Source organism: Paenibacillus sp. E194 (assembly GCF_000935845.1).
Lineage (GTDB): Bacteria > Bacillota > Bacilli > Paenibacillales > Paenibacillaceae > Paenibacillus_B > Paenibacillus_B alvei_B.
The window spans coordinates 1-10,950 of the sequence record NZ_JMDX01000193.1; the positions used below are offsets into that span (position 1 = coordinate 1).

A 10,950-nucleotide genomic window follows, 5' to 3' on the forward strand; every position below is an offset into this window, starting at 1 on the left:
TTAAAGGGTGCCGAACTGAAGGATATAGGCAAGCAGGGCGGTGTTGTGGCCATTAATGAGCATGTCGATATGCTGCCCAACTTCAAGAAGCTGTACATGGAAGAAAACCCGTGGGTAATCAAGTCATTCGGCGATCAGAGCGGGAACTTATACTCATGGCCGATATACAAGTTGAATCGGGACGTCAATCACGGTTTCATGTACAGAAAGGACATATTCGATAAGAACGGCATCAAGCCATGGACGAATACAGATGAATTCTACACCGCTATGAAAAAATTGAAGGAGCTGTATCCGAACAGCTATCCTTACGCTTCTAAGACGAAAGAACACATTTATGGAGACTGGTCTTATGGTTGGGGAATAGGCGGTGAGAACTATCCAATTTATTATGATGAAGCAGATAGAAATTGGAAGTTCGCCTCCGTGCAGGATGCGCACAAAGATATGCTTGACTTCATGAAAAAGATGTTCAACGAAGGGCTGCTCGATCCTGAGTTTTTAACGAATACGCAGGATTCTTGGACAACGAAAATGACAACAGACAAGGCATTTGTAACTTTCGACTGGATTGGCAGATTGGATCTGTTCTACAACCAGGTGAAGAGTGCGATGCCAGATTACAACTTGCGATATGCACTGCCAATTGGCCCGACGGGGCACGTAAGATCGCTGCCTGAGGTTAGCGACTTCGGTATCGCAGTAGCGGATAACGACAATAAGGAAGTTGCGCTGAAGTTGCTGGATTACTTAACAAGTCCATCTGGCGGGGATTTAATGACACTTGGTGTAGAAGGTGTGAACTTCAAGTGGGGTGAGGATGGATATCCTGTGTATCCAGAATTGGCTAACCTGCCGCTAGTGGATATTAGTGTTCTCGAGGATCGCTATGGGATGTGGCAGGAAAGCGCCTATTTGCGACCGAATCCGAAGAGTGTCTATTTCAAGTTCTCGGAAAAAGAGCAGGAAGCGCAAGATCTAATCATGAAGGATAATCGAAGAGAGCCGCTAGATCCAACCCTTAACTTCACAGATGATGAAATTGCGACTCTATCAGAGTTGCAGACGTCGATCCAGAAGGCAGCGGAAGAGTTCAATTCGAAATATGTGATGGATAAAAACTATGGTGAGAAGCAATGGGAGGACTGGAAAAACACTGCGAAAAAAGCAGGGATTGATCAAATGCTTGCTATATTTAATGAAGCACAAAAGCGTTTTGACTCCAAGTAAGCTGCGGATCATTTGAAATCGGAGGGGCACCTGGATTCTGATTCAGGTGCCCATTCCTCAAGGGGGAACAATTGTGCAGCAATCAGAGCTTGAGACTAAGCACCAACGAACAATGACGCCAAGTCGCATGCGTTGGTCGAACTTCTGGAAGCATATCAAGCGCGATAAGCAGCTTCTTGTGCTTTTTATTCCTTGTATTCTCTTCTACGCAATATTTCGATACGGGCCCATGTATGGGTTAATCATCGCATTTAAGGATTACAGTGTGTACAAAGGTGTATTCGATAGCAAATGGGTAGGACTGAAGCATTTTATTAAATTTTTCAGCAATCAGGACTTTCTTATTCTCTTTACAAATACATTCCTGCTAGGCTTCTACACGTTACTATTCGGGTTTGCGTTTCCGATCCTATTTGCCGTTTTCTTAAATGAAGTTCGAGTAAAATGGTTTAAGAAATCGATTCAAACCTTTAGTTATTTACCCTCCTTTCTATCAGTAGTCATTATTTGCAGTATGATCATTGACTTTCTCTCTCCAACGAATGGGATCGTCAATCAAGTTCTTTCCTATTTCGGATTTGAAAAAAAGCATTTTTTGATTGATGCTGCATGGTTTCGGCCGATCTACGTCATATCCGATATTTGGGCCACGATGGGTTATCAGGCGATTATCTATTTGGCGGCTGTAGCCGGTATTAATCCTTCGCTGTATGAGGCAGCTAAGGTAGATGGTGCGAAGCGGCTGCAAATGATGCGGCATATTACGATACCAGGAATCATGCCGACGATCGTCGTCATGTTCATCTTAAATATGGGGAATATGTTCAGAATCGGTTACGAAAAGGTGCTGCTGCTGTACAACCCAATGACATATAGTGTCGCCGACGTGTTCTCCACCTATGTGTACCGAAAGGGCTTCCTCGAATCAAGCTACAGCTATGCAGCGGCTGTTGGGATGTTCGAATCTGCCGTAGCTTTGGTCATGCTGCTCGGAGCGAACTATGTAAGCAAGCGATTTGGAGGTAACAGTCTATGGTAGGAGAACGTAAGCTGTCGATCTTCAATGTTGTCAATACGATCCTATTGCTTCTCGTTGCAGTGTGTACCCTTTATCCGGTATGGTATATTGCTGTCATTTCATTTAGTGACACGGTTTCTGTATTGCAAGGGGAAGTAACCCTGTTTCCGAAGGGCTTCAATATAGATGCTTACGTTGAGGTGCTGAAGGATGACAAGATTCCAAGGGCGTATCTGAATACAATCTATTATACGGCGCTTGGCACATTCATCAACCTGTTGTTTACGGCCATTTCCGCTTACCCATTAGCGCAGCGCAATTTTGTCGGCAGAAAGTTCTGGATGCTTGCGATCGTGCTGACGATGTTCCTAAATGCAGGAATTATCCCAACTTTCATGGTGGTCAAAGGACTGGGCTTAATTGATACAGTATGGGCACTCGTGCTGCCTAATGCAATCTGGACATTTGAGCTCATCATACTCAAGAGCTTCTATGAGAGCATGTCGTCCCAAATTCGGGAAGCGGCCAAAATCGATGGAGCTTCAGAGTATCGCATCTTGTTCAGCATCGTAATCCCGTTGTCGAAGCCCGCCTTGGCGTCGATTGGACTCTTTTATTTCATGGGGCATTGGAACAGCTTCTTCCTCCCGTTGATTTATTTAAATGACAAGGATATGTTCCCGCTTCAGATTGTCTTGCGAGACATGCTCATCTTCAATGCAGAGTCGGATGCTTCGCTCGTAGATCGTGCAGCTCTGGCTCCACAGGCGATGAAGAACGCGACAATTGTATTGTCTATGATCCCCGTCTTGCTTATTTATCCTTTTGCACAGAAATACTTTGCGAAGGGGGTTATGCTAGGAGCGGAGAAGGGATAGTTGATCACGGTGTAGAATGTAGTTGGGATCGCTTCATGCGTATGAGAACATGACAAGGGGAAGAGCGAGATGAAAAGATTATTGATGAACGTCGGCCTGCTTCAAATTTTCATGGCTTTGTTAATCGTGATCATGGTCATGTTTGTCTCCAACTATATTGTACACAAGAACTCCATCTCAGAAGTCTATGACGAAGTAGCTCAAAACAATGCGTTAGTCGTGAAAACGATGATTCAATCGATCGATAACAGCTTCAGGTCCCTAGACAGCATGAACCATTCCATTCACTCCTTACCCTATAACAACATTGTAAATAGTGATGGAAGCCTGGATATGGCGAAGGTGTACGATTTACAGAAAAATGTTACCGCACTTGTATCCAAAGCTGATTTTATCGAAGATATTATTGTATTTCATGACAATTCAAATCTTGCAATTACCTTGCATGGTACGACTGATTTAGGAGAGCTATTTGAGCAAAAATATGTACATTCCATCTACAATGCAGCGTATTGGAAGCGCTTTATGTCCATGCCGCATGAATCGAAAGTCTTTCCAGCCGATACATACAAGGTCATGAACAGCGGTACGACATGGCAAAAAAAGAAACTGCTGATTATGGTGGGAGGCAATAAATTTCGTCTATCTGATAAACATATCATGTTTTTGATTAGTGCCGAAAAGTGGATGAAATTCGTTGACCAAACTGCTATTATACCTGGTGCATCATTTATTGTGCTTGATTCGAATCGCAATGTGATACTCAGCACGAATGATGATTTTGACTTGGTAGAGGTATGGAATCAGCTAACCTCGAATTTCAATTCGGAAGGGACGATCACGGGCAAGGATTTCGAGTACAATTTCTACAAATCGACGTACAACGGATTTATGTATATCAATAAAATTCCTTATAAGTTTAAGAACATCAACTCCGTAAGCAGTGCGAATCTTACGATCATGATCACTGCCATAATTGGAGCTGTCACATTATCTTACTTGCTCAGTATGTACTTGTATCGACCCATCCGCAACATTATTCAGCAGTTGGGATTGGAAACGAGTAAAGGGAATGATATTCGCAATATTCATAAAGCGATTCGGATGCTCCAATCTGAAAACGGCAAGCTCGGTGAGGAACTCGAAGTCGAACATGCACAAAATCGAAAAGCAGCGTTCCTGCGGCTGATTGATGAGTATGCAGATCCTAGTGAATCGGAGCAGCTTATCCGCAAATACTTCCCGGAGATCAGTAAGAAACAACAATTTATAATGGTATTGATTCAACTGCTGCCTAAAGAGGAAGCGGAATCAAATGAAAGAATTCGTGTCGAAAAGCTGGAATCCTGCATTGCTGCTGGATTAAAGCGAGAATCGATAGAGGCACTTCTATTTCATGCCGATAAGCTGCAATTTGTTGCGTGGATTGGAATGGATCAGCCTTCAACTAGGCGTACACTATTCAAACAGCTTCGTGCTTACATTGCTGCTGCAGGAAATAATGAGCTGAGCCGCTATGAAGTAGGGGCTTGTGTAAGCAGTATGTACAGCACTGATGAGGTACATTGGAAACGCGCTTTTCAAGATGTAAACCATGGGATGTCACATCGGTCGGTAAGCAACGATGAACCTGTGATGGATGCAGAACAGATACGATACACCTATAACATGTACTATCCGCTGGATAAAATGGAGAAGCTCTCCAACTATGTGCTATGCGGAAGGCTGGAAGATGCCGTCCAAATCATAGAAGATACATTCGAAGCGAACAACAAGCGAAATATTCATATGCATCAGATGGTGCACGTGGCGCAAGCGATGTTCTATGACTTGTTCCGCATGATCGGCAATCCGTCGTTGGAACAGGCGGAATGGAGCAAGCTTGAAGGGGATTTTCTTCGAAGCATTTCACGGGCGAATCGATATACCGAGATGAAGCAGGCGCTTATTAAGGTTGCTGCATTTTTGGCAAAGCAGTGCAAGAGTGAGCCGACAAATAAGTTGAATCCTGCTTTCATTGCACAATATATCGAGCTTCATTATATGGAGAATTTGTATTTGGATTATATTGCAGAAGTCTTCCATACCTCGCCGAAATACTTCTCTAGTTATTTCAAAAAAACGTTTGATATCAATTATGTGGATTACTTGAACAAGGTGCGGCTAGCCCATGCCAGAGAACTTCTGAAGCATACCTCATATTCGGTAACAGAGATCGGAGAAAAGACAGGATATTTGAATGCGTCAACATTTGCTACCACATTTAAGAAATATTACGGAATATCGCCTAGTGAGTATCGAAAACGGCAGACAGGTTAACGATTGGGGGGATTGAAGTGAAGGCTGTGGCGACACAATCCGGCACAATTGTCATTGCTGAATTGGAACCCAAGAAACTGGAGTATGGACATGTCAGAATTCGAACGGAATATTCAGCAATCAGTCCGGGCACGGAGCTGAGTATGGTGAACTGTTCATCGGAGTCGCGGATCCTATTGGGATATAGTGCAGTTGGCATCGTTGAGCAGGTAGGGGATGGTGTGAGCTGTGATTTGGTTGGGCAGCGGGTGGCCTGCTATGGAGCGCCGTACGTATGTCATGCGGAGTGGCTGACTGTTCCCACGAATTTGATCGCACTTGTGCCGGATAAGGTAGATCCGAAGGAAGCCGCGTTCGGGGGGTTAGGTGCTATTGCGGTGCATGCGCTGCGTGTAGCTGACTTACGATTCGGGGAATCTGCCGTCATCGTCGGCCTCGGGACATTAGGCAATTTGATCGCGCAGATCGCTCATGCTGCCGCCTATCGAACGGTTGCACTGGATACAGACGCCCGCAGGGCAGAGATGCTCAGACAGCACGGGTTAGACCAAGTGTATGCGGATCAAAGGCTAATGGAACTGGAATTGTCTGAAGTGGTTGGAGAGGCGGGAGCAGATGCCGTATTGCTCTGTGTGAGTGGATCGGGTGAGGCAGTGACGAACAGTGCGCTGACATGGATTCGAGATCGGGGGAAGGTGGTCATTGTTGGCGATCTGTCGATGGACTATTCCAGAGAACTCATGTTCCAGAAAGAGGCTCAAGTTCTCATTTCAAGGGCAGGAGGACCCGGTCGGTATGACAAGCAATATGAGCAGGAGAATCGAGATTACCCGATCGGTCATGTGCGTTGGACGGAGGGGAGAAATCTCGAAGCCTACATACGGCTGCTCGCTGATGGACGCATTTCGATGAAGAAATTGATCACCCATGTGTATCCGGTAGCAAGAGCCGAGGAGGCTTACGATAATTACAGGGAACGTAGAGACGTGGTTGCGACCTTGCTTCAATACGGGCATGAGACGTAATATTCGCGCCTATATATACTTGTATTCTTGTAAGTACATATGAGCCGTACGACGAATCCATGATTTGTGATGTACGGCTTTTTCTGTTGAGAGAAAGGCAATTCTATAATAGACTAGTATGGGAAAATGAACCATTGATTCTCTCTGTGGTTACTGGGCTGATGTATCAATACATCCAGATTGCCTACTAATCTCGACTGATGTTAGTGATTTGAATTGTGAGTAGTCGTTAATGGGGGAGATGGTCTTATGGATATGAATGAAGTGAAAGAGATTGCAAGAAAGACAATGAGCAAGCGAAAATCTCATCTCAATCGAGAACGCGGATTCATTTACTATCATGGTCAACGTGTGGCGAATCTAGCCATGCATTTGCGGAAGAGTCTCTTTCCGAACAAATCGACAATGAATGACATCATCTATGCGGGCGCCTTGTTCCATGACGTAACGAAAGGGATTGAGCCGCATCATCTTACAGGAGCCGAACTTGTGCATACCTTGCTGAACGGCGCATGTTCAGCAGAGGAACTCGCAGGTATTTCAGAAATTATCAGACACCATAATACGCGGAAGCAAGCTGATTCTCCTGACTTGCCTTATTATATGAAGCTGGTTCAGGATGCAGATATATTGGATCATTTCGGTTCCATGGAGATATGGCTGAAATTCGTATACAGCGGGAATAACGAAGAAAATGTATTCGACGCCATTCAATTGTGGGATAGTGAGAACTATGCCGAGTATGTAGCTAGCTCGCGAGAAGCGCTGAACTATGAATTGTCCAAAGATATTTACGATCAGAAGATGATCTTCGCCGAGCAATTCCAAGCGCGATTTCGTGCAGAATGTAATGGTGAGATCTTGTTGCATCATCGATGACGTAATGCCCGCACTGCTTGCTATCCCGAAGCAATGCGGGCACGGTTGTTGAGGTTGCATCTAAGCCTACTCTCTTTGGGGATAGGCTATTTATATTTGGGGTCAGGTATAGTTGCTAATTATAGTTTGCCTCCCCGTAATGAGTCTGTGCGTCGATTTACCCGCTTGCGAAGCAGATTCAACATGGCTTTCTTAAACCGACTCTTCGTATTGTTGTATGCCGCGAAGAATTCATCTGGGTTATCGTAGTAGCCTAAATCCTCCGTAATCGAGAAGTTCTGAATATAGGTGCTGTCGCCACGCCAGCATAAGTTGATGTTCTTCACGTCTTTCACTGATATGCCATATCCGATATGACCACCGTTGTAGCTGCACAGCCTATCTTTTACTTGCTGAAGGTACGTATCATCGATAATGACGCCCTCAAGCGCCAGCCATTTGCCTTGGTAATGAACTTCTGTCCAGGCATGAACGATATTGCGGGGAGCGAATGTATAGATGATGCCAGTCAATGCTCCTTTTTGCATTTTCTTATCGATATAGAAGCCGTGAATACGGCAAGGGATTCCGACTCCACGCAGCAAGGCCATTAGCAGGATGCTCTTCGTATTGCACTGGCCATATCCATCTGCTAATACCTCCGAAGCGGGAATATCGTCTCCACGGTTGTAACCGAACTTGATCTGGTTGCGCACATAATCGTATATATCACGAATCTTATCGTACTCTTTAGCCTCTTTCCAGGATCGCTCTATGATAAGCTTCTGAATCGATGGATGGTTATAATCAACTAATGCCGTCGCTTCTAAATAGGTTGTCATGGTCATTCCTCCTTCCCCTTCAACTATAAAGGAGAGGAGGAATTCATACTTTCAAATATCTGCTATGTTGAACAATTGTACGAGCAGTCATGCCAAGTTTGTCTCGAACGGTCTTAGAGAAGTGGGAAGGGCTATTAAAGCCCGCTTCCATTGCTGCGTCTGTTATGGATTTTCCGCTAAAGACAGCATGGAATGCGTGTTCTAATTTATGATGAACGATATAGCTGGCGAGTGATATGCCGATCTTGTCTTTGAATAGATGAGATAGTCTGCTCTCGGACAGAAATACTTTCTTACTGAGTGTTTTTACAGTCAATTGAGGGAGAGAAATGCTCTCTAGTGCTTGCATGATGTGATGAACTCGTGCGTCAAGAATAGGCGGCAGATTGTCATCCGTCATGCTCAATATGTGCTTGCACTTGTTCCAAATCTGGTCGTATTCCATTGCTTGCTGTAGCGAAAATAAATGCTGGATTGCAAGCTGCTGCAGTTCCTCGATTTGATTGCTTGTTAGAATATAAATCGGTGAGTGCTGTAAGTAGGTTCTCTTCAGATGCTCACCGAATGCAGATTCAGGGTTGATGAGCATATACCATTGCCACTGTCCATGGCCTTGCAGTTCATGAACGATGTTAGAATGCAAGATTAAGCCGGAAGCTTGATAGGCGACTCCGTCTACCGTTATCGCTACATCTTCTTCAAGGCCGATCGTAATCTGAATATAGTTATGGCTGTGTTTGTCCGCATCTACTTTGTTCGTGAGAAAAGATACATGATCAGAGCCAAAATAGACGATTAGATCGTAGGGGCTCATGATTGCAGACATCTTGCTTCCTCCTCCTTTGCGCGACTTCATCGGTTGAACAATGGAGCATTGGTTCGAATTATACCTACCGGAACGGTTGAAGTAAAGGGAGGGACTCGCAGAAAGAACGGTATTTTTGTAACGTTTCTTGCTTTGACAGGTTCTATTGGGGTGGATAATAATAGATATCAAGAGGTATTGTGGAAGCAATTGTGGAGCATGTTCATAATATTTATGACAGACGAACGGAGTGGAAGTCTATGGACAGTCGTGTTCAAATAAAAGAGATAGAGCAGTTGGATGGAGAAGTGCTTCAAGGGCTATCAACGTTGTTATTGGACGTCGTGAATGATGGTGCATCAATAGGATTCCTCCCTCCACTGGATCGCAAGATGGCTGACGATTATTGGGCGGCGGTATTGCAGCCGGAGGTGCGCCTGTGGGTTGCGCTAGTTGATAATCAGGTGTGCGGTACAATCCAGCTTCATCTCGCTCAAAAGCCAAATGCTCTTCACCGTGCGGAAGTGGCGAAGTTGATGGTGCACCCTTCCCAGCGCAGAATGGGAATTGCCAAGGGGTTGTTGCGAGTTGTGGAAGATTGCGCGCATCATGAAGAACGAAGCCTGCTGGTGCTTGATACGAGAGAAGGAGATCCTTCCAACTTGTTGTACCAATCGAATGGGTATATGGAAGCTGGACGGATTCCGGAATTCGCCAAGTCCGCAGATGGAAGCTACCACACAACCGTTATTTATTATAAGAAACTCTAATGTTAACTTCGGAATGATATAGAGGGAGTGGGATACAATGACCGAGCGAGTTCGTGTAACTACAGGATCGCCTTGGGAGCCGTTGGTAGGCTATTGCCGAGCGATACGAGTTGGCAATCAAGTCGAAGTTGCGGGCACAACAGCGATACGCGATGGTAAAGTGGTCGGTGAAAATGATGCTTACACTCAAACTACATATATACTGCAGGTTATTTCTGATGCGCTTCACGAAGTTGGGGCCAGCATGACCGATGTTGTTCGAACAAGAATGTTCGTCACAGACATAACCAAATGGGAAGAGATCGGCAGAGCTCACGGTGAATTTTTCCGCGACATTTGCCCGGTAGCTACCATGGTAGAAGTCAAGGCCCTAATTGATCCTGCCCTGCTCGTCGAAATCGAAGTACAGGCGATTTTGACGGATAAGGTTGTATAGACGGAGTGTACTTGATAGGTATCAGCTACTGTTGGAGTGACTGTCGCCACCTAAGGGTGTCTACGCACTTGAAACTAGGAGACTTTAGAGGAGATAGCAAGACTTATGGATATTGAGATTGTGCCTTATCATTCATCGTGGAAAACGGAATTTCTTGAGAGTGGGCGACGGATAAGAGAAGCGCTAGGCGATGCTGCTGCTCGGATCTATCATATTGGTTCTACTTCTGTGGAAGGATTGGCAGCCAAGCCGATTATTGATATACAGGTATCTATTCGTTCGTGGGATGACTTTGAACATTTGATATGTCAATTCAATTCGATCGGCTATGTTCATCGCTCAGATAATTCAGACAAGACGAAGCGTTATTTTCGCGAAGCTCCTGGAGGGAAGCGCACGCATATCCATGTGAGAGAATTGGGGAGCTGGGCGGAGCAGTTCCCGCTCCTGTTCAGAGATTACTTGCGCTGTCATACTGTTGAATGTGAGTTGTATGCTGCGGTCAAATTTGAGCTGATGAAGAAGTACCAGAAGGACAGGCATGGATATGTCGATGCCAAAGAACCTATCATCTGGGACATTATGCGCAGAGCGAGCAGTTGGAGTCAGGAAGTTGGTTGGAGGGCTGGAGAGACAGATGTGTAAAATCGAAGAATCGGAGAGGATTCCATGCAAATCATTGATCTGATATCAAATCAAGCGGAACATATAGAGCAAGCTGTTGCTTTGCTGCGTGACAGCTTCGCATGTTGGTCAACCTATGAGTCAG

The 10,950-nt window shown here is 45.0% G+C and carries 11 protein-coding genes; 9 read left to right on the forward strand and 2 right to left on the reverse strand.

Features of this window, described 5'->3' with window-relative positions; genetic code table 11:
* The 6 genes from AZ66_RS21600 to AZ66_RS21625 form a co-directional block, all read left to right on the forward strand.
* On the forward strand, positions 1-1,230 hold a 1,230-nt coding region (locus tag AZ66_RS21600; protein WP_044356725.1), incomplete at its 5' end, for an extracellular solute-binding protein.
* A gap of 112 nt (positions 1,231-1,342) precedes the next feature.
* Complete coding sequence (locus AZ66_RS21605) at positions 1,343-2,269, forward strand: ABC transporter permease (RefSeq protein ID WP_044356733.1); 927 nt, start codon at positions 1,343-1,345, stop codon at positions 2,267-2,269.
* The gene (locus AZ66_RS21610; RefSeq protein WP_021257906.1) at positions 2,263-3,126 is read left to right on the forward strand and encodes a carbohydrate ABC transporter permease; all 864 of its coding nucleotides are present in this window, start codon (positions 2,263-2,265) and stop codon (positions 3,124-3,126) included. Before AZ66_RS21605 ends, AZ66_RS21610 begins: the two co-directional genes overlap by 7 nt.
* Positions 3,127-3,195: 69 nt before the next feature.
* Entirely contained in the window at positions 3,196-5,445 is a 2,250-nt protein-coding gene (locus AZ66_RS21615) for a helix-turn-helix domain-containing protein (RefSeq protein ID WP_044356726.1), read from the forward strand.
* Between the two features lie 17 nt (positions 5,446-5,462).
* Positions 5,463-6,470, forward strand: a complete 1,008-nt coding sequence (locus AZ66_RS21620) for a zinc-dependent alcohol dehydrogenase (RefSeq protein ID WP_021255159.1) — start codon at positions 5,463-5,465, stop codon at positions 6,468-6,470.
* 249 nt (positions 6,471-6,719) lie between these two features.
* Positions 6,720-7,349 carry an HD domain-containing protein gene (locus tag AZ66_RS21625; protein ID WP_044356727.1) on the forward strand — a complete coding sequence of 210 codons (630 nt, stop codon included), beginning with the start codon at positions 6,720-6,722 and terminating at the stop codon, positions 7,347-7,349.
* 119 nt (positions 7,350-7,468) lie between these two features.
* Here the strand turns inward: AZ66_RS21625 and AZ66_RS21630 are convergent, their stop codons facing one another.
* Together AZ66_RS21630 and AZ66_RS21635 are read right to left on the reverse strand one after the other, a co-directional pair.
* Entirely contained in the window at positions 7,469-8,170 is a 702-nt protein-coding gene (locus tag AZ66_RS21630) for a transglutaminase-like domain-containing protein (protein WP_044356728.1), read from the reverse strand.
* A gap of 43 nt (positions 8,171-8,213) precedes the next feature.
* Entirely contained in the window at positions 8,214-8,996 is a 783-nt protein-coding gene (locus AZ66_RS21635; protein WP_044356729.1) for a helix-turn-helix domain-containing protein, read from the reverse strand.
* 239 nt (positions 8,997-9,235) lie between these two features.
* Here AZ66_RS21635 and AZ66_RS21640 point away from each other — a divergent pair, with 239 nt between their 5' ends.
* The 3 genes from AZ66_RS21640 (at position 9,236) to AZ66_RS21650 (ending at position 10,826) form a co-directional block, all read left to right on the forward strand.
* Positions 9,236-9,745, forward strand: coding sequence for a GNAT family N-acetyltransferase (locus tag AZ66_RS21640; RefSeq protein WP_044356734.1), 510 nt, complete (start codon positions 9,236-9,238; stop codon positions 9,743-9,745).
* Between the two features lie 37 nt (positions 9,746-9,782).
* Positions 9,783-10,181, forward strand: a complete 399-nt coding sequence (locus AZ66_RS21645; RefSeq protein ID WP_044356730.1) for a RidA family protein — start codon at positions 9,783-9,785, stop codon at positions 10,179-10,181.
* A 105-nt stretch (positions 10,182-10,286) separates the two neighbouring features.
* Entirely contained in the window at positions 10,287-10,826 is a 540-nt protein-coding gene (locus AZ66_RS21650; RefSeq protein WP_044356732.1) for a GrpB family protein, read from the forward strand.
* Positions 10,827-10,950 lie beyond the last annotated feature (124 nt).